We start from the raw sequence: 17,289 nt of genomic DNA on the forward strand, positions 1-17,289 counted from the left end.
AGCCGCGCGGACGCGGCCGGGCGAAAAGTGCGATCAGGCGTTCGGCAGGAAGTATTTCTTGATGTTGTCGCCGTCGGTCTTGAACAGCACGCGGGTGCCGCGGAGCTGTCTGATCTGCTTCTTCGTCCGCTTGATCATGCCATGGCGTTTGCCGCGCTGGGCATGCAGCACTTTGCCGGTGGCAGTCACCTTGAAGCGCTTTTTAGCGCCCGACTTGGTCTTCAACTTGGGCATTTAGCTCTCCTATTGCCGCAGAAAATCCCGCCAAAACGGCGCTTTCCCGGCTAAAATGCTCGTTAGAGCGTTGAAAGTGCTCAGGTTTTTTTACGTCTTTCGACAAAACCCGCACGGTCATCGCCACGGCAGCCCTTGATCAGCCGGGCGATGAAGGCCGCGCTTATGGCAGAACAAGTTCATTTTGGCAACGATGAACCGTCAAATCCGCTCGTTCGACTGATGACAGGATGCCGGTTATTGGCATCGCCAGGATCATCAGGACGGCAGGACAATGAGCATTTCAGCCCAATCAATCAGGTCTTTCGCGAATTTCAAACGGATCGGCGCGGTGCAGGGGGTCCTTGGCGTGGTCGCGATCGTCTTCGCCGCGGCAATTTCGAGCCCGGTGGCCGCCGGGACCCGGCCGGGCGCCTATGACGGGAACTGGAACGTGACCGTCACCACCCGAGCCGGCAATTGCAGCTCGAATAACAGCGCCCCCTTCAACGTCTCCGGTACGCAAGTGTCCTCGGCCGGTGGCGGCAAGGTAACCGGCGGCGTCACCCCTAACGGGGCGGTTTCCGTTCACATTTCGGTCGGCATGTCGGCAGCGGACGGCAAGGGCCGTCTCGTCGCCAACTCACGAACGGGCCGCTGGAGTGGCGTCATTTCGGGCGACCGCTGCAGCGGGACCTGGCAGGCGAGCAGAACCTAGTTTCGATCGTCGTCCCTGCGAAAGCAGGGATCCATACGCCAGGTTCTATCGTCAGGACACGAGCAACGTCATTTTCACAACCGACATTGGGTTAGGGGGTCCCGCGCCAGTGCGCAATTGCGCACCAGGCGGGGACGACAGGTTGAGAAATAGATTTAATCAGCGCGGCGCCAGAACCATCACGACCTGGCGGCCTTCGAAGCGAGCGTCCTGCTCGACCTTGGCATACTCCGCGACGTCGGTTTTGATCTTGTCGAGAAGTTTGGTGCCGATTTCCTGGTGCGCCATTTCACGGCCGCGATAGCGCAAGGTGATCTTGACCTTGTCGCCTTCCTCGAAGAAGCGCTGCATGGCGCGCATCTTCACGTCGTAATCGTGATCGTCGATCATCGGCCGAAGCTTGATCTCCTTGATTTCGACGGTCTTCTGTTTTTTGCGGGCTTCTGCCGCTTTCTTCTGCGCCGAATACTTGTACTTCCCGTAGTCCATAATCTTGCAAACGGGAGGCGCCGCATTGGGCGAAATCTCAACGAGATCCATTCCGGCATCAGTCGCCATCTTGATGGCGAGGATCGTTTCGACCGTGCCCAGATTCGTGCCGTGCTGGTCGATTAGCTGAACCGTTGCGTTGCGGATTTCATCGTTGGTGCGCGGCCCATCTTTGGCAGCGGTGGGAGGGGCTCTATTGGGACGGCGAATGGGTAGTTCTCCAAAATTGTGGACGAAGGTTGTAGTTTGAAGGAATAAGGCTTCGCGGGCAAGCAAACTCGCCCTTGGGGAGCGAAAAAGCATCAAATGCGATGCTTTTCGGCCACGCGGATGCTTCGAACGCCGACATAGGGCGCAAGTTCACCTGACGCAAGCATCATAACGCGCCAATCGGCTTTTGGTTGACGGGCCTTATCCGCTTGCGCACATAAAGCGCTCATGACCAGCTCCGCGGCCGACCAGCAAAATCCAGCTTTCATCGAGGTCGGCCGTGCCGACGCGATACGCCGCATCGCGGTACGCGCCCGCGAAGGCAGTTTGCCGGGGCTTTTCTGGCTCGGCGGCTTCAAGTCGGACATGCGGGGCACCAAGGCGTTGGCGCTGGACGCCTGGGCCGCTGAGCATAAACGGGCCTGTATCCGGTTCGACTATTCCGGCCATGGCGAATCCGGCGGCGATTTCGTTGAGGGTACGATCGGGCGCTGGCTGGAAGAGAGCGTCGCGGTATTCGAGCAGTTTTGCGTTGGTCCCCAGGTAGTGATCGGTTCCTCCATGGGCGGATGGATGGCGTTGTTATTGGCGCGAGAACTCGCCAAGCGTCCCGCGCCCCGCGCCGCGCTGAAGGGGCTCGTGCTGATTGCACCAGCGCCCGATTTCACAGAGGAACTGATGTGGAAGGGATTTTCGCCCGAAATCCGACACCAGATCGAAACCACGGGCGTTTGGCTGCGTCCGTCCGAATATGGCGACCCCTATCCGATCACCCGCAACCTGATCGAGGAAGGCCGCAAGCACCTCCTGCTTGGCGGCACGATCGAGGTCGGCTGTCCGGTGCATATCCTGCAAGGCGCGCAGGACCCCGATGTGCCGTGGAAGCATGCGTGTGCGCTGGCGCACCGGCTGCCGGCCGAGGACGTGGTGCTGACCATGATCCAGGATGGCGATCATCGCCTGTCGCGGCCGCAGGACATTGCGCGGATTCTGGCGGCCGTTGCCGAAATGGGCTGACGCTTGTCACGCCGAGAGGTGTGCCGCGTCCCACTCCATCTGCACGGTCGTGTCGCTCTCGGACGCGACGGTTCGCGAGGCCAGCGTCTTGAAGGCTGCACGCTCCAGCAATTGCGACAGGGCCCACACCGCAGCGCCGCGAACCAGCGGGCTTGCATCGGCCAGCAGACACTCGGCCTCCGTTGCCAGTGACGGATCGTTCGAATTGCCGATCGCAATCAATACATTGCGGATGAAGCGGTCGCGGCCGATGCGCTTGACCGGTGATTTTGCGAACAGCTTCCGAAAAGTTGCGTCGTCGAGCCGCGCCAACTCCGCAAGGCCGGGCGCGCGCAGTTCCTGGCGTGGCGACAGTTTCGCCTCATGGCCGGCCTTCGCGAACTTGTTCCACGGGCAGACCGCGAGGCAATCGTCGCAGCCATAGATGCGGTTTCCGATCGCCTGGCGGAATTCGCGCGGGATCGGTCCCTTGTTTTCGATGGTGAGATAGGAAATGCAGCGGCGCGCATCGAGCTTGTAGGGCGCTGGGAACGCGGATGTCGGACAGATGTCGAGGCAAGCCTGGCATGAGCCGCAGTGATCGACGTCCGCTTCATCGCGCGGCAGATCGGCATCGGTGAAGATCGCACCGAGGAACAACCACGAGCCGAACTCGCGCGACACGAGGTTGGTGTGCTTGCCCTGCCAACCGAGGCCCGCGGCCTGCGCCAACGGCTTCTCCATCACGGCGGCGGTATCGACGAAGACCTTGACCTCGCACGAGGCCGTTGCCGCCAGCCAGCGCGCCAAGGCCTTGAGCCGCTTCTTGATCACGTCGTGATAATCGTCGCCCTGCGCATAGACGGAAATCGCGCCGCGCGTCCGCTGTTGCAAAATCTCTAGCGGATCTTCATCGGGGCCGTAATTGACACCCAGCATGATCACGGAGCGAACGCCGGGCCACAGGGTTCGCGGGTCGCTGCGGCGCTCGGGATTGGCCGCGAGCCAGTCCATGTCGCCGTGGCCGCCGGTTTGAAGAAATTCGAGAAAATATTTTCCGGCTTGCGCGATCGCGCCGGGATCGGTCACGCGGGCGCAGTCGAAGCCGATCGCGCGCGCCTGGTGGGTCAGCGCTTCCCGAAGTGCTTTGGCATCGATCTTTGATTGGTCCAAACGCTCTTGCCCAAAAGATTGTGTATCTTTCTTCGTCATGGCCGGGCTTGTCCTGGCCATCCACGTCTTTGGGAAGAAATTATAGAAGCAAGACGTGGATGCCCGCGACGAGCGCGGGCATGACACTCCGTTTTCAGAAGTCGAGATCCACGTAGGTGCGCGACGCCGGTACGCCCGCCAGCCATTCGCTGAGCAGCGGACGGAAGGAGGGCCGGGACTTTACCCGCGCATACCAGGCCTTTGCCGCGTCGTCCTCGGCCCATGGCACGTCACCCAGGTAGTCGATCGCCGAAAGATGCGCTGCGGCGGCGAGGTCCGCATAGGTGATCCGGTCGCCGGCCAGGTAATTCCGCGTTCGCGCCAGCCAGCCGATATAGGCCAGATGATAGCGCACATTGGTCTTCGCCGCGCGGATCACATCGGCCGATGGCGGACCGCCGCCCTCGTCTTCGCTCATGAAGCGTTTGTAAATGCGTTCGGTGACCAGCGGATTGGAGGCTTCCTCGAAAAATTTTTCATTGAACCACGCCATCAGCCGCCGCACCTCGACGCGTTCGCCGATCGAAGACGGCAACAATCGCCGCTCGGACAGGGCATCACCGAGAGTCTCGTCGAGATATTCCGCGATGATGCCGGCGCCGGGAATCGCCGGCTCCCCTTCAGCGACCAGGACCGGCGTGGTGCCGGCGGGATTTAATGCGAGAAAAGCTTCGCGCCGTTCCCAGCCCCGTTCCTCGATCAATTGCAGATCGATGCCGAGTTCGCCGAGCGCGAGGCGAACGAAGCGTGAGTGCGGGCAGAAAGGATGATGAAACAGCGTGAACATGAAGCCCTGAACGAGTCACCGATGGCGGCGCCAAACTACCGAAGCTTTCGACCGAGGCAACCCCTAGGTGGGTAGCGAATGTCAAATCTACTCCACCAGGGTTTTTGCGTTTTTGCCGTTGCGGCCCGCAGGCGAATAAGCGAGAAGAATCTGGCTGTTTTCGGTCGCTGCCGCTGATCGCGGTCCAAAAATGGATCGCCATCGTGGAAAATCACCAATCGGAAAAAAGGGCGCTGGATCATGCTGTCTGATTCGTTACGGGCGGTCATTCTCGGTATTGTCGAGGGTATCACCGAATTTTTGCCGGTTTCCTCGACCGGCCACATGCTGCTCGTGAAGCGCTTCTTCGGGCTCGGCGAGGGCGCTTTCTGGGACAGTTTCGTGGTGCTGATCCAGCTCGGCGCGATTCTCGCGATCGTCGTGATCTATTTCGCCAAATTGTGGAAGATCGCGCTCGGCATGTTTTCCAATGCGGACGACCGCCGCTTCGTCATCGGCATTCTGGTCGCGTTTTTGCCGGCGGTGATCATCGGGCTGATCGCCGGTAAATACATCAAGGAAGTTCTGTTCAATCCCTGGGTGGTCTGCTTCTCGCTGATCGTGGGCGGCGCCATCCTGCTCTGGGTCGACCAGCTCGATCACAATCCGCACGAGCATGACGCGACGAAATTCCCGCTGCTCACGTATTTGTGGATCGGCTTCGCGCAATGCCTGGCGATGATTCCCGGCGTGTCACGCTCCGGCGCCAGCATTGTCGCCGCGATGTTGTTGGGCGCCGACAAGCGCGCGGCAGCGGAATTCTCGTTCTTCCTCGCGATACCGACCATGATCGGCGCCTTTGCCTATGATTTCTACAAGAACCGCGCCGAGATGACGTCGGACCACCTCAGCATCATCGCCATCGGCTTTGTGGTGTCGTTCGTCGTCGCGATCATCGTGGTGAAAACGTTCTTGAGCTACGTCACCCGCCGCGGTTTCGGGTTGTTCGCGTGGTGGCGCGTCGTCGTCGGCACGCTTGGCCTGATCGCGCTGGCGATGGGGCGGTGATTATTTCTGGATCAAACCGGTGATGTTGATACCTCCCCTTGAAAAGGGGAGGTCGCTTTGCTCTTCGCAAAGCGGGTGGGGATCAATTTCCGCGCCGAATAAAATCTGACCCCCTCCCCCTTTCAGGGGGAGGGAGTTCAAGGGCCAAGCAGCTCGGTCGATTATGGACGCGGAAGAGCTATGCGCTCTTGTGCGTGAACTGGCCGGCTTTGCGGAAACGCCAGAGATATTGCGGCGCGACGCCCTCGAGCGAGTCGGGCGCAATGCCAAGCCCTTCCAGCGTGAGGCCGGCAGACTTCGCCGCCTCCGACACCACATTGTCGCCGCGCAGCAGTTCGACCTGATCGGGCGTCAGCTTGAACGTGCCGGGCGCAAACTGCAAAAACAGCGCCTGTAGTTTCGCGATCCCAAACGGCAGCGACACCAGCATGCGATCGCGTTCGGTGATCGAAAGGATGATCTCCATGATCTCGCGCATGGAGAGCACTTCCGGACCGCCGAGTTCGTAAGTGGCGCCGGCCTTGGCGTTGCCGTCCACCGCATCGGCAACGGCCGTGGCAACATCGCCGACATAGACCGGCTGCAATTTGGTGCGCCCGCCGCCGATCAGCGGCAAAGCCGGCGATATTCGCGCGAGCGCTGCAAAGCGATTGGTGAAATCATCCTCGGGGCCAAACACGACCGATGGCCGCAGGATGGTAGCGGAGGGAACGGCGGACAGCACGGCGGCCTCGCCGGCAGCCTTTGAGCGCGCGTAGCGCGAGGCGGAATTGGCGTCGGCGCCGATCGCCGAAACATGAACCATCCGCGCGCCCGCGTGAGCGGCCGCCTTCGCGACCGTGCCCGCGCCTTCCCCCTGCACGGCGTCAAAGGTCTGCGCGCCTGAGGCTGCCAGGATGCCGACGAGGTTGATGGCGACCTCAGCGTCGCGCATCGCCGCCTCGACCGAGGCGGGGTAGCGCAGGTTGGCCTGGACCGCGTGGATTTGTCCCACTTTGCCGAGCGGCTGGAGGTGACCGGCGAGCTCTGGCCGCCGCACCGCTACGCGGATGCGATAATCGCGCTTGCACAGCGCCCGCACCACGGCTCTTCCCAGAAAGCCGGACCCGCCGAAAACCGTCACCAGGGTTTCTAGGTTCGATGCCATGTTCGGAGCCTTTTAAGTCCATTCCGCACGGGGCGGATTCGGTTGACCGGGCGGATATTTCGGCGGTTTGGCGATACGCCATCGTCCGATTTCTGTACAGCCTATTTGAATAATCCGTTCGAGGGTAGGGCGCGCCAATTTGACAAGTGCTCGACCGAACCTTAACTACCCGCCCCATGCCCAGGTGGCGGAATTGGTAGACGCGCTGGCTTCAGGTGCCAGTGACCTAACAGTCGTGAAGGTTCGAGTCCTTTCCTGGGCACCACACCTCCGGTGTCGCATCACGAAATTGGCAAAGGCCGTCGCGCCGAGCGGCGGCGGAAATTATTTCGGATGTCCGGCAATGCCGATGCCGGACTTTAAGTTACGGCAAATCAGATTTCTCCGATGCCCGAACTCCCCCGGAACTCCCGGCGATAGGCCGACGGCGAGGTCCGGAACGCTTTCAGAAAATGCGATCGCAGCGACAGCGCGGTGCCGAAGCCGGTGGCAGAGGCGATCTGCTCGATGGCGAAGTCGGTCGCCTCCAGCAGTTCACGGGTCGAGGTGAGACGTTGTTCCGTCAGCCATTTGGTCACCGTGGATCCCGTCAGCCGATGAAAGCGGCGCGTAAATGTCCGCCGGCTCATGCCCGCGCGATCGGCAAGCGTATCGACATCCAACCGGTGGTCCAGTTTCGTCTGTGCCCATTCCAGCGTCTTCGACAGCCGTTCGTCGCCTTGATTGATCGCCACAGGCTGTTCGATGAACTGCGCCTGACCGCCCTGACGATGGGGCGGCACGACCAGGCGCCTGGCGACACGGTTGGCGATCGAGGCACCCACGCGGGTTCTCAGCATATGCAGGCAGCAATCGAGGCCAGCGGCTGTTCCGGCTGACGTGATGATATCGCCGTCGTCGATATAGAGGACCTTGGGATCGACCTTGATCTTCGGAAAGCGTTTGGCGAACCGTTCCGTCCACAGCCAATGCGTCGTCGCCGGTCGATCGTCGAGCAGGCCGGCCTCTGCGAGCACAAAGGCTCCGAGGCAGAGACCGACGATCCTGGCGCCTGTCCCGTGGGCTTTGCGGAGTGCCCGCAACAACTCTTCCGGGGGGCGTTCGAGCGGGTTTTCCCAGGACGGGACGATGATGGTACCGGCGTCTGCGAAACACTCCAATCCATGCTGCACCTCGATCTGCAATCCGCACGACGTCCGCAGCATTCCCGGTGAAACCGCACAGATCCTGAGCTGAAAATCCGGAAGGCCGTCCTCGTGGCGATCTTCGCCAAAGACAAGCGTGGGGACCGAGAGGTGGAACGCGCTGATGCCGGGAAAACTGACGACGGCGATGATGTCCTGATCCACAGGGCGCCTCCGGAGCGGCTGACTTCGCGAGAGATGGCCCAATTATAGCGAAAGATGTCATTCAGGCCAATTTCGGTTCAGCTTTCTGGAGGGCACATCTGGCGGCGGATTTCACTCTGCCCAACCCCCTCAAGAGCCGGAGCTACCTATGTCCAAATCGCCCCGCCGCGCGCTGATCCTGATCGACGTCCAGAACGAATATGTCACCGGCAATCTGTTGATCGAATATCCCGACGTGCGGCTGTCGCTGCGAAACATTGCGAAGGCTGCGGCCGCCGCGGCCGCAGCGGGAATTCCGATCGTCGTGGTGCAAAATACCGCGCCTCCCACCGCGCCGGTCTTCGTGAAGGGAACGCCCGGCTGGGAGCTTCACCCGGTGGTGGCCGAATTGTCAGTAAGCCACTATGTCGAAAAAGCGCTTCCGAGCGCGTTTACGGGGACCGACCTTGCGGCGTGGCTGAAAGCCAACGAGGTCGCCGTTTTAACGGTCGCGGGTTACATGACCCATAATTGCGTTGATTCCACCATCAAGCAGGCGCTTCACGGCGGCTGGCAGGTCGAGCATCTCTACGATGCCACCGGCTCGGTCTCCTACGCCAACCGCATCGGGAAAATCAGCGCCGAAGAGATCCACAAATCGTTCAGCGTGGTCTTGCAGTCCCGATTTGCCGCGGTGTTGACGACCGACGAATGGATCGAGTCGGTCAATTCGGGGAAGGCGCCGGAGCGGGATAATATCTACAATTCGAACCAGCGCGCCCGCCTCACGCTGTGAGCGAGACGTGAACTGCCGCGCGCAGGCGCCCCTGTGCATCGAAGGTGAGTGGCGCCGTGACGACAAGCGCCAATAGCGGTTGAAGCCGGTCTGCGATCTTTTGAAGCATAAGCTCGCTGTCGCTGATCAAGGCGAGATAGCTGATCGAGTGCTCGTAGTAGATTCGGATCGTCTGACTGCCGAACTGAAGTTCGCCTTCGACCGCATCCTCCGAGGTTTCATACTCCGGCAATTTCAGGGATGTCGGCACTTCCCGGTTCAGGAGTGCGGCGATATCGGCCAACATTTCCCGAAAGGGCGTCGAATAGTCGAATGCATTGCCGGTCCACAGGACAAGCTCCCAGCCGCCCTTGCGGTGACGTTCGATAGCTGGTCTGCAATGAACTTCGATCATGGCGCAACGCGCTCCGAATATTTTCCCGGATAATATCACGGGCGAAGCGTCGGCCTTCACCGGATGCGAAAACCGGTACACAGCCGGTCACCGGAATGGCTCAAAAACCGGGCAAAGGTTGTTGAAATTCGAAGACAATCGTTTGCGCCTATGGGGCACCGCCCTGCCGCGCAACGGGCGCTATCGGGCGTTATCGGGGCCTGAATCCTCGTGCCTGTGTCCGGCAGGACCACGGTCAAAAACGCCGTAACTGCTGGATTTCAGGCCGGCATTCGCGTTGGTCGTGGCGACCGTCAGGCCGAGTTTCAAAATCTCGCGCACGGCCGCCGCTCGCGTCGGCATCCGGTGCTTGAACCGGAAATCGTCCAGCGCCGTCAGCTCTTCCGGGGACAGCATCACCTGCAATCGCTCGCCACGTAGGTCGTTCATGGAACTCACCAAATAGAGATAGTTGAGTAAGTTACTCAATTCCCTGAGGCAGCAAATGTTCCCACAACCACGCGTTTTTAGTAAAATATTACAATAAAAACAATAGTTTAGGGTTGATTTTGGGTTTTGGCGGAGCGATGATTGGGGCAAGGGAGGACTTCCCATGGCCGACCGTCTCAAGCTGCCACGTGCACTTTCCGAGGAGCCCGACGCACCACAGCCGCTGCGTCCGAGCCGTCAGAAGATCATCGAAAACCTGGATCGCTGGGCGAACAGCCGCGAGCTGCAGCCGCCGAAATTGCCGGAAAGCCAGACGGCCTGATCGCGCCGTTCAAGCCGCCCGAAATGCGGCTCCGCTTTCCGAAAGCCCTTGCAGCTTTTTGCTGACGAAAGCGGCGTCCCACCGCTCGCCTCCTGCGAGGTTGAGGGTTAGGTTGGTTCTGCTCCGAATCGACCAGAGGCCCTGTCTAGATGACCATACGCCAGCACCGCGGCGACCTGCCTGACCTCACCCGCTACACGGACGCCGTGGCGATCGATACCGAGACCATGGGGCTCAATCCGCATCGTGACCGGCTCTGCGTGGTGCAACTGTCGAACGGCGATGGCAGTGCCGACGTCGTGCAAATCCCGAAAGATCATGGGAAAGGGCCGAATGACGCGCCAAATCTCAAGGCCCTTCTCGCCAATCCCAAGATTACCAAGATCTTTCATTTCGCCCGCTTCGATCTCGCGGCGCTCTACAATGCTTTCGGCGTGATGCCCGAGCCGGTCTATTGCACCAAGATCGCCTCGCGGCTTTCCCGCACCTACACCGACCGCCACGGTTTGAAGGATCTCGTGCGCGAGGTGCTCAACATCGACCTGTCGAAGCAGCAGCAATCGAGTGACTGGGGCGCGCCGGGCTTGAGCGAAGCGCAGCTTGCTTATGCGGCCTCAGATGTCCTGCACCTGCATGCGTTGCGCGAACGCCTCGACGCGATGCTCGCGCGCGAAGGCCGGCTTGGACTGGCGCAAGCCTGCTTTGCCTTCCTGCCGACACGGGCAAAGCTCGATCTGCAGGGTTGGGAAGCCGAGGACATCTTCGCCCATTCGTGACGCGCGATACCCTCTAGAACGAATAAGCGGGTGGGTTGGTGTGGCGACACAGACGTTCCTTACAGTTTTGCAGCGGCCCCATCAAAGGAACGCCAGAGTCAAAGCCACACCAGAAGACCAATATTGGCTAGTGTCCCCTTGGTTCTGACATTCGTAAAAGTGCCCGCCGCGACAGAATACGAATGTCAGAACGGGGACACTGGCGCCCCTTTTCGGACACACTCCTGAAAGGCCTGAAGGAGTGTGGGCTGGGCGATCCCTTGCCGTCGGGGTAAAACAATCCAGATAGTGCGATGTAGATCGGAGCTAGTGCCCGTGGTTTTCCGAAGTTCGCGAAAGCTGGGCGCTGAGGCAAAGCGCGAACTTTCCGAAAGTGGGCACTGGTGAGCTCGGTTCAAAATCCTGCCTATCAAGCCGGAATGGAGGCGCGCTTTGCCATCGCGGCGCGCCACAGCCGGATGGTCCGCATCTTGCGGGTCGCCGTGCCCGGTGCCGTGATTCTGTCGCTTGCCGCCATCGTTCTGGTGTCGGTCTTCAATCCGTTCCGAATGCTACTGCCGAAATTGCCGCTGGATATGGGAGGCATGGTTGTCTCCGGCACCAAGATCACTATGGAATCGCCACATATGGCGGGTTATTCGCAGGACCGGCGGCCCTATGAAGTCTGGGCCAAAACAGCGACCCAGGATGTGACCGATCCGGATCACGTCGAACTGAAGACGCTGCGGGGCAAGGTGTTGATGGAAGATCAGTCGACCGTCACGCTGGAGGCGGTCAACGGATTGATGGATACCAAGCAGTCGCTGCTCGATTTGCACAAGGACATCTATTTGCAGACCACCACGGGCTATGAAGCGTGGCTCAGCCAGGCTTTCGTCGACATGGGCAAGGGAACGGTGACCTCTGACGAGCATGTCGATGTCAAATGGGCCGACGGAAAGATTTCTGCCGACCGGTTGAAAATCACAGGCGGCGGCGAGGTCGTCCGTTTCGACGGCAATGTCGTGATGAATATCGACAAGATGCCGCCGCCGGCGGCCGAAGCTGCGCCTGAGCCAGCTCCGGCGGCGCGGCCAGCGAAGACGCGGCCGAACGCCAAATCCTCCAGCGCGACCTCCAACGCGAAATGATCCGATGAAACCGTTTCACTGGGAAATCCTTAAACGCCGCTCCATCGTCGGCGCCGCGTGTGCCGGCTTTGCCTTCACGATGTTGCTTGCGGGCGAGGCGCGCGCCCAAAGCACGGTGACCGGCGTACCCAATGCGATGCAGGGCTTTTCGCAGAATCGCGATCAGCCGATTCAGATCGAGGCGGCGTCGCTCGAGATGCGCGACAAGAAAAAAGAAGCGACCTTCACCGGCAACGTGAAGGTGGTGCAGGGCGACACCACCATGACTTCGAAGGTTTTGGTCGTCTTCTACGAATCATCGAGCCAGAACGCCGCGCCGGCGGCGACAGCTCCGGCCGCTAACGCCAACACCAACGCGAAGGCTGCCGTCAAATCGGCGCTGCCCGCTCAACCCGCGGCCATGCAATCCGCTACGCCAGGTCCAGGGGGCGCGTCGTCGATCAAGCGGCTTGAGGCCAAGGGCAATGTGGTCGTGACGCAAAAGGATCAGGTCGTGACCGGCGACACCGCCGTGTTCGACACCAAGACCAATCTCATCACGATGCTGGGTGGCGGTGGCAGTGGCGTTGTCCTGACCCAGGGCAAGAACGTGCTCCGCGGCGATCGCTTGTTGGTGGACATGACCACGGGCGTTTCGCGGGTCGAGTCGGAGTCCGGTCGCGTGCAGGGCCTGTTCCAGTCGTCCAACCAGAACGGGACGGGGCCGGCACTCCCTGGCGCAGCGTCGCCGGGTCCCCAGCCGTTGGCGCCGCCGCCCGGGGCGCCTCAGTCTCTGACCCCAAATAAACCAAAGTGATGTCAATACTTTAATGAAACAGTGACTGGGCCGCGGTTGAAGCCGAGGGTCTGAGCCTGTATCTAGCGGTCGGGGTTGCTTGGGAACTTAACTGGTTCGCTGGGCAAGGGGCATCCGGTCATTCATGCTGGGCGGGCGAATCAGTCGCCGCGGAACTTCTCGAAGGGTTCGGACGAAGCGGGGATGGTGGATTTACTCGGCATGTTCCGGCGACGCCCCGCAAACCGCAGCAAAGGCGGTTTTGCACGTTCGCGCGAGGATATTACCGCGCTCGGTGACCGCATGGGTGAAATGCTGACGAGCCCGGTGCGCGATGCGCCGCCGCTTGCCCGCACCGCGCCCGCGCCAACGCTGGAATTGCCCCGCACTGAGAAACCTCCGCCCCGCCCGGCTCCCGCCAGACCCGCACCCAGAGCCAAGGGTGCCGCTGCCCCGCGGCAGGCAGCGCGGCCGGGATATCTGGCTGTGCATAGCGTGGAAAAAAGTTTCGGCACCCGCCAGGTCGTGCGCGGGGTCAGCATCTATGTCCGGCGCGGCGAAGCCGTGGGCTTGTTGGGGCCCAACGGCGCCGGCAAGACGACGGTGTTTTACATGATCACCGGCCTGATCAAGGCCGATCGTGGCGCCGTCGAACTCGATGGCCACGACGTCACCAAGCTGCCGATGTATCAGCGCGCGCGATTGGGCATCGGCTACCTGCCGCAGGAAGCCTCGATCTTTCGCGGCCTCACCGTCGAACAGAACATTCGCGCGGTACTTGAGGTCGTCGAGACCTCGCGCAAAAAACGCGAGGCCAAACTCGATTCTCTGCTCGATGAATTCAACATCACGCGTCTGCGAAAGACGCCGTCCATTGCGCTATCCGGCGGCGAACGGCGTCGTGTTGAAATCGCGCGCGCCCTCGCCACCAATCCGAACTACATGCTGCTCGACGAGCCCTTTGCCGGCATCGACCCAATCGCGGTCGGCGACATTCAGGACCTCGTCCGACACCTCACCAATCGCGGTATCGGCGTCCTGATCACGGACCACAATGTGCGGGAAACTCTCGGGCTGACGGACCGCGCCTATATCGTTTATGCTGGCGAAATCCTGACCGAAGGCAGTCCGGAGGAGATCGTCAGCGATCCGGATGTGCGCAGGCTTTACCTCGGCGAAGAATTCCGTCTCTGATCGCGGAACTGAGGTGGCATCTGACGTGCCGCTCCCGCGCTTCTTTCCGCAAAGTCAAGCCGTGTACATCGGCTCAGGACTAGTTTAAGCAAGAATCGGACCAAGTTTTTAGGAATCGGTTCTTGCCTCCATGGCGCTGACCCAGAGACTAGAATTCCGCCAGTCACAGTCGCTGGTGATGACGCCGCAGCTTATGCAGGCGATCAAGCTGCTTCAGCTGTCCAATCTCGACCTTTCGGCCTTCGTTGAGGAGGAATTGGAGCGAAATCCGCTGCTGGAGCGCGAAAGCGACGGTCCGGAGGCGCCGGTCGCAGGTGAGCCGGCGGTTGGGCACGCCGAGGGTACCGAGAGCGGCTTTGGCGAGGAGTTTTCAGGCGACTCGCAAGGGCCCGGAGCCGACGGCTTCGAGCCGGCCCAGGATGAATGGATGAATCGCGATCTCGGCAGCCGCACCGAGATCGAACAGACCCTCGATACGCCCCTCGACAACGTGTTTTCGGAGGAGCCTGCGGAAGCTGCCGCGCGCAACGCGCAGGACGCCGCCCCCACCACCTATACCGAATGGGGTGGCGGCGCCTCCAACGACGACGGCTACAATCTCGAGGCTTTTGCCGCCGCGGAAGTGACGCTGGGCGGTCATTTGGCCGAGCAGTTGGCGGTGGCCTTCACCGCGCCCGCCCAGCGCATGATCGGCCAGTACCTGATCGATCTGGTGGATGAAGCCGGCTATTTGCCTTCCGATCTTGGACAGGCCACTGAGCGGCTCGGCGCTTCGTCGGATGAGGTCGAAGCGGTGCTCGCGGTGTTGCAGAAATTCGATCCACCCGGCGTTTGCGCGCGTTCGTTGAGCGAGTGCCTGGCGATCCAGTTGCGCGACCTCAACCGCTACGATCCGGCGATGCGGGCGCTCGTCGAAAATCTCGAGCTGTTGGCCAAGCGCGATATCGCGAGCCTGCGCAAGCTGTGCGGCGTCGACGACGAAGACATCACCGACATGATCGGGGAAATTCGACGGCTGAATCCGAAACCGGGTTTGAAGTTCGGCTCAGCGCGCACGCAGACCGTGGTGCCTGATGTCTATGTGCGGCCGGGCCCCGACGGCGGATGGCATGTCGAACTCAATAGCGAAACTTTGCCGCGCGTGCTGGTCAACCAGACCTATTACACCGAACTGTCGAAGACGATTCGCAAAGACGGCGACAAATCCTATTTCAGCGATTGCCTGCAAAATGCGACCTGGCTGGTTCGTGCGCTCGATCAGCGCGCCCGCACCATTTTGAAAGTCGCGACCGAAATCGTCCGTCAGCAGGACGGCTTCTTCACGCACGGCGTCGCACATTTGCGGCCGCTCAACCTGAAAGCCGTGGCCGACGCGATCCAGATGCACGAATCGACGGTCTCGCGCGTCACCGCCAATAAATACATGGCGACCAATCGCGGCATTTTTGAACTAAAATATTTCTTTACCGCCTCGATCGCCTCGGCCGATGGCGGCGAGGCCCATTCGGCGGAGGCGGTGCGCCACCACATCAAGCAACTGATCGATGCGGAAGACCCCGCGCTGATCCTCTCCGACGACACCATCGTGGAACGTTTGCGCGCAACCGGCATTGATATCGCCCGTCGCACTGTCGCCAAGTACCGCGAGGCCATGCGGATTCCATCGTCGGTTCAGCGGCGGCGCGACAAACAAAGTATGCTTGGCAATGCCCTGTCGGCGCCCGCCGCATCTTCCGACCGATCCCGGGACCCTCAGCCCGCCTGATTTGCGTCCCGTCGAAATCGGAATAGTGTCGGTACGTCCAACTAGCGTACCGATTCCGAAGCTCGTATTATCTTGCGGCTCCACGTTTACGAACTTCTGAACCGCCACACTAGACTACAGGACCAACTAGAGAGGCACCCCATGACTCTCCGGATCTCTGGAAAAAGCATCAGCGTTGGCGACGCCTTGCGCGGCCGTGTTTCAGAGCGCACCGACGAAGTGCTGCGCAAATATTTCGACGGGAATTATTCCGGCCATATCACCCTCAGCAAGGACGGCTCCGACTTCCGAACCGATTGCGCGTTGCACCTCGATTCGGGTATCACACTGGAAGCGGATTCGAGTGCGGGCGACGCTTATGCCAGCGCCGACCAAGCGCTTTTGATGATCGAGAAGCGGTTGCGCCGCTACAAGAGCCGGTTGAAGGATCGCTCGGCCCGCAAGTCCCATGCGGCTTCCGAGGCGCGCGCCGGGGTGGAAACACCGACGCTCGACGCACCTAGCTATGTGATCGAAGCGCCCGCCGAGAGCGATGAAGAGATGTCGGGCTATAGCCCCGTCATCATCGCCGAGGCCACCACGTCCTTGAAGCGCTTTTCGGTCTCCGAAGCGGTGATGGAGTTGGACCTGACCGGCGCCGCCTGCCTGGTGTTCCACCATGGCTCAAGCGGCCGGGTTAACGTCATTTATCGTCGTCCCGACGGCAATGTCGGCTGGATCGACCCTCCTGCGGCTAAAGCCGCCAGCTAGCGATGTAAGGGAACCGGCGGATCCGAAAAGATGATGCTGAAACAATGCGCTAGGTAAGGGTCAACGCTATCCAAAACTATCGCGGATGAGGGTGCAGTTCGGCATTGACGACGACATGGAGCGACCCTATGGTCCGCGCCCTTAACGATACGGGTCGGGGGAAACCCCGCAGGTGTTGGCACCGCTCTTGCGTTGGAGTAGAAGCCCACCCAATTAGGACCGGGGTGGTGGGCGGCCGCCTTTCCACCTTATTCGCCCGCCAAATCCTTTTCGCAACCTGACGATCGCTTCACCTCGGAACGCCCCATGACGATTACCGATCTGGTCGCACCCGAGGCGATTCTCCCGGCATTAAAAGTCAACAGCAAGAAGCAGGCGCTGCAGGAACTGGCGGCGCGGGCGGCAACCCTGTCTGGACAGAACGAGCGCTCGATCTTCGAAGTGCTGTTGCAGCGGGAGAAGTTAGGCACGACCGCGGTCGGATACGGCGTTGCGATCCCGCACGGCAAGCTTCCCAAGCTGGAAAAGATTTTTGGCCTGTTCGCGCGGCTGGAACGCCCGATCGATTTCGAGGCGATGGACGGTCAGCCGGTCGATCTCATCTTTTTACTGCTGGCGCCGGAAGGCGCGGGCGCCGATCACCTGAAAGCGCTCGCACGGATCGCGCGCCTGTTGCGCGACCAGGATGTGGCGAAGAAGCTGCGGGCCTCGCGCGAGGCCCAGGCGATCTATTCGGTGCTGGCGCTGCCGCCGGCGAGCGCCGCCTGAGATCCCTTAACGGTTGTCGAAAAACACGGGTGCGCCCGATCGC

General features: G+C 60.9%; 20 protein-coding genes and 1 tRNA gene. 13 read left to right on the forward strand and 8 right to left on the reverse strand.

Features of this window, described 5'->3' with window-relative positions; genetic code table 11:
• Positions 1-33: 33 nt before the first annotated feature.
• A complete protein-coding gene (gene rpmI / locus ABSE61_RS04315; RefSeq protein WP_298259510.1) occupies positions 34-234 on the reverse strand; it encodes a 50S ribosomal protein L35 in 201 nt (66 codons plus the stop codon).
• Positions 235-508: 274 nt separating this feature from the next.
• On the opposite strand from rpmI, the gene ABSE61_RS04320 reads away from it, so the two are divergent.
• Positions 509-931: a hypothetical protein gene (locus ABSE61_RS04320; RefSeq protein ID WP_423869827.1), complete on the forward strand. Its 423-nt coding sequence runs from the start codon at positions 509-511 to the stop codon at positions 929-931.
• Positions 932-1,090: 159 nt separating this feature from the next.
• On the opposite strand, the gene infC is transcribed toward ABSE61_RS04320, so the two are convergent.
• Positions 1,091-1,630 carry a translation initiation factor IF-3 gene (gene infC / locus ABSE61_RS04325; protein ID WP_423869979.1) on the reverse strand — a complete coding sequence of 180 codons (540 nt, stop codon included), beginning with the start codon at positions 1,628-1,630 and terminating at the stop codon, positions 1,091-1,093.
• 228 nt (positions 1,631-1,858) lie between these two features.
• Here infC and ABSE61_RS04330 point away from each other — a divergent pair, with 228 nt between their 5' ends.
• Positions 1,859-2,647, forward strand: a complete 789-nt coding sequence (locus tag ABSE61_RS04330; protein WP_423869828.1) for an alpha/beta hydrolase — start codon at positions 1,859-1,861, stop codon at positions 2,645-2,647.
• A gap of 6 nt (positions 2,648-2,653) precedes the next feature.
• Here ABSE61_RS04330 and queG read toward each other — a convergent pair whose 3' ends face one another.
• Both queG and ABSE61_RS04340 read right to left on the reverse strand, forming a co-directional pair.
• The gene (gene queG, locus ABSE61_RS04335; RefSeq protein WP_423869829.1) at positions 2,654-3,799 is read right to left on the reverse strand and encodes a tRNA epoxyqueuosine(34) reductase QueG; all 1,146 of its coding nucleotides are present in this window, start codon (positions 3,797-3,799) and stop codon (positions 2,654-2,656) included.
• A 133-nt stretch (positions 3,800-3,932) separates the two neighbouring features.
• Positions 3,933-4,625, reverse strand: coding sequence for a glutathione S-transferase family protein (locus ABSE61_RS04340; RefSeq protein WP_423869830.1), 693 nt, complete (start codon positions 4,623-4,625; stop codon positions 3,933-3,935).
• Positions 4,626-4,865: 240 nt separating this feature from the next.
• On the opposite strand from ABSE61_RS04340, the gene ABSE61_RS04345 reads away from it, so the two are divergent.
• Positions 4,866-5,672, forward strand: a complete 807-nt coding sequence (locus tag ABSE61_RS04345; protein WP_423869831.1) for an undecaprenyl-diphosphate phosphatase — start codon at positions 4,866-4,868, stop codon at positions 5,670-5,672.
• 178 nt (positions 5,673-5,850) lie between these two features.
• Here the strand turns inward: ABSE61_RS04345 and ABSE61_RS04350 are convergent, their stop codons facing one another.
• Complete coding sequence (locus tag ABSE61_RS04350; RefSeq protein WP_423869832.1) at positions 5,851-6,819, reverse strand: complex I NDUFA9 subunit family protein; 969 nt, start codon at positions 6,817-6,819, stop codon at positions 5,851-5,853.
• A gap of 178 nt (positions 6,820-6,997) precedes the next feature.
• On the opposite strand from ABSE61_RS04350, the gene ABSE61_RS04355 reads away from it, so the two are divergent.
• Positions 6,998-7,084 (forward strand) — tRNA-Leu (locus ABSE61_RS04355).
• Positions 7,085-7,193: 109 nt separating this feature from the next.
• Here the strand turns inward: ABSE61_RS04355 and ABSE61_RS04360 are convergent.
• Entirely contained in the window at positions 7,194-8,168 is a 975-nt protein-coding gene (locus ABSE61_RS04360; protein WP_423869833.1) for a GlxA family transcriptional regulator, read from the reverse strand.
• A 148-nt stretch (positions 8,169-8,316) separates the two neighbouring features.
• Between ABSE61_RS04360 and ABSE61_RS04365 the strand changes: the two genes are divergently transcribed.
• The gene (locus ABSE61_RS04365; protein WP_423869834.1) at positions 8,317-8,943 is read left to right on the forward strand and encodes a cysteine hydrolase family protein; all 627 of its coding nucleotides are present in this window, start codon (positions 8,317-8,319) and stop codon (positions 8,941-8,943) included.
• On the opposite strand, the gene ABSE61_RS04370 is transcribed toward ABSE61_RS04365, so the two are convergent.
• Positions 8,933-9,337, reverse strand: a complete 405-nt coding sequence (locus ABSE61_RS04370; protein WP_423869835.1) for a hypothetical protein — start codon at positions 9,335-9,337, stop codon at positions 8,933-8,935. The two genes, ABSE61_RS04365 and ABSE61_RS04370, sit on opposite strands and share 11 nt — an antisense overlap.
• Before the next feature lie 180 nt (positions 9,338-9,517).
• A complete protein-coding gene (locus ABSE61_RS04375) occupies positions 9,518-9,766 on the reverse strand; it encodes a hypothetical protein (protein WP_423869836.1) in 249 nt (82 codons plus the stop codon).
• Positions 9,767-9,929: 163 nt separating this feature from the next.
• On the opposite strand from ABSE61_RS04375, the gene ABSE61_RS04380 reads away from it, so the two are divergent.
• The 8 genes from ABSE61_RS04380 (at position 9,930) to ptsN (ending at position 17,246) form a co-directional block, all read left to right on the forward strand.
• The gene (locus ABSE61_RS04380; protein ID WP_423869837.1) at positions 9,930-10,088 is read left to right on the forward strand and encodes a hypothetical protein; all 159 of its coding nucleotides are present in this window, start codon (positions 9,930-9,932) and stop codon (positions 10,086-10,088) included.
• 149 nt (positions 10,089-10,237) lie between these two features.
• Positions 10,238-10,864, forward strand: a complete 627-nt coding sequence (locus ABSE61_RS04385) for a ribonuclease D (RefSeq protein ID WP_423869838.1) — start codon at positions 10,238-10,240, stop codon at positions 10,862-10,864.
• Positions 10,865-11,247: 383 nt separating this feature from the next.
• Positions 11,248-11,994, forward strand: coding sequence for an LPS export ABC transporter periplasmic protein LptC (gene lptC, locus ABSE61_RS04390; RefSeq protein WP_423869839.1), 747 nt, complete (start codon positions 11,248-11,250; stop codon positions 11,992-11,994).
• Between the two features lie 4 nt (positions 11,995-11,998).
• The gene (locus tag ABSE61_RS04395) at positions 11,999-12,790 is read left to right on the forward strand and encodes an LptA/OstA family protein (protein ID WP_423869840.1); all 792 of its coding nucleotides are present in this window, start codon (positions 11,999-12,001) and stop codon (positions 12,788-12,790) included.
• Between the two features lie 183 nt (positions 12,791-12,973).
• Entirely contained in the window at positions 12,974-13,963 is a 990-nt protein-coding gene (gene lptB / locus ABSE61_RS04400; protein ID WP_423869841.1) for an LPS export ABC transporter ATP-binding protein, read from the forward strand.
• 130 nt (positions 13,964-14,093) lie between these two features.
• Positions 14,094-15,728 (forward strand): RNA polymerase factor sigma-54, encoded by a 1,635-nt coding sequence (gene rpoN, locus ABSE61_RS04405; protein ID WP_423869842.1) that lies wholly within the window; start codon positions 14,094-14,096, stop codon positions 15,726-15,728.
• Between the two features lie 141 nt (positions 15,729-15,869).
• Entirely contained in the window at positions 15,870-16,478 is a 609-nt protein-coding gene (hpf, locus tag ABSE61_RS04410) for a ribosome hibernation-promoting factor, HPF/YfiA family (RefSeq protein WP_423869843.1), read from the forward strand.
• A 306-nt stretch (positions 16,479-16,784) separates the two neighbouring features.
• Positions 16,785-17,246 (forward strand): PTS IIA-like nitrogen regulatory protein PtsN, encoded by a 462-nt coding sequence (gene ptsN, locus ABSE61_RS04415; protein WP_423869844.1) that lies wholly within the window; start codon positions 16,785-16,787, stop codon positions 17,244-17,246.
• The last annotated feature ends 43 nt before the right edge of the window (positions 17,247-17,289 follow it).

The sequence above is a fragment of the Bradyrhizobium sp. genome (assembly GCF_049519115.1).
Lineage (GTDB): Bacteria > Pseudomonadota > Alphaproteobacteria > Rhizobiales > Xanthobacteraceae > Bradyrhizobium.

What these genes read in the sequence shown, in the direction of transcription:
- rpmI (WP_298259510.1), bottom strand. Translation starts at nt 234, where the DNA reads ATGCCCAAGTTGAAGACCAAGTCGGGCGCTAAAAAGCGCTTCAAGGTG.
- ABSE61_RS04320 (WP_423869827.1), top strand. Translation starts at nt 509, where the DNA reads ATGAGCATTTCAGCCCAATCAATCAGGTCTTTCGCGAATTTCAAACGG.
- ABSE61_RS04330 (WP_423869828.1), top strand. Translation starts at nt 1,859, where the DNA reads ATGACCAGCTCCGCGGCCGACCAGCAAAATCCAGCTTTCATCGAGGTC.
- ABSE61_RS04340 (WP_423869830.1), bottom strand. Translation starts at nt 4,625, where the DNA reads ATGTTCACGCTGTTTCATCATCCTTTCTGCCCGCACTCACGCTTCGTT.
- ABSE61_RS04345 (WP_423869831.1), top strand. Translation starts at nt 4,866, where the DNA reads ATGCTGTCTGATTCGTTACGGGCGGTCATTCTCGGTATTGTCGAGGGT.
- ABSE61_RS04350 (WP_423869832.1), bottom strand. Translation starts at nt 6,819, where the DNA reads ATGGCATCGAACCTAGAAACCCTGGTGACGGTTTTCGGCGGGTCCGGC.
- ABSE61_RS04365 (WP_423869834.1), top strand. Translation starts at nt 8,317, where the DNA reads ATGTCCAAATCGCCCCGCCGCGCGCTGATCCTGATCGACGTCCAGAAC.
- ABSE61_RS04370 (WP_423869835.1), bottom strand. Translation starts at nt 9,337, where the DNA reads ATGATCGAAGTTCATTGCAGACCAGCTATCGAACGTCACCGCAAGGGC.
- ABSE61_RS04375 (WP_423869836.1), bottom strand. Translation starts at nt 9,766, where the DNA reads ATGAACGACCTACGTGGCGAGCGATTGCAGGTGATGCTGTCCCCGGAA.
- ABSE61_RS04380 (WP_423869837.1), top strand. Translation starts at nt 9,930, where the DNA reads ATGGCCGACCGTCTCAAGCTGCCACGTGCACTTTCCGAGGAGCCCGAC.
- ABSE61_RS04385 (WP_423869838.1), top strand. Translation starts at nt 10,238, where the DNA reads ATGACCATACGCCAGCACCGCGGCGACCTGCCTGACCTCACCCGCTAC.
- ABSE61_RS04395 (WP_423869840.1), top strand. Translation starts at nt 11,999, where the DNA reads ATGAAACCGTTTCACTGGGAAATCCTTAAACGCCGCTCCATCGTCGGC.
- lptB (WP_423869841.1), top strand. Translation starts at nt 12,974, where the DNA reads ATGGTGGATTTACTCGGCATGTTCCGGCGACGCCCCGCAAACCGCAGC.
- rpoN (WP_423869842.1), top strand. Translation starts at nt 14,094, where the DNA reads ATGGCGCTGACCCAGAGACTAGAATTCCGCCAGTCACAGTCGCTGGTG.
- hpf (WP_423869843.1), top strand. Translation starts at nt 15,870, where the DNA reads ATGACTCTCCGGATCTCTGGAAAAAGCATCAGCGTTGGCGACGCCTTG.
- ptsN (WP_423869844.1), top strand. Translation starts at nt 16,785, where the DNA reads ATGACGATTACCGATCTGGTCGCACCCGAGGCGATTCTCCCGGCATTA.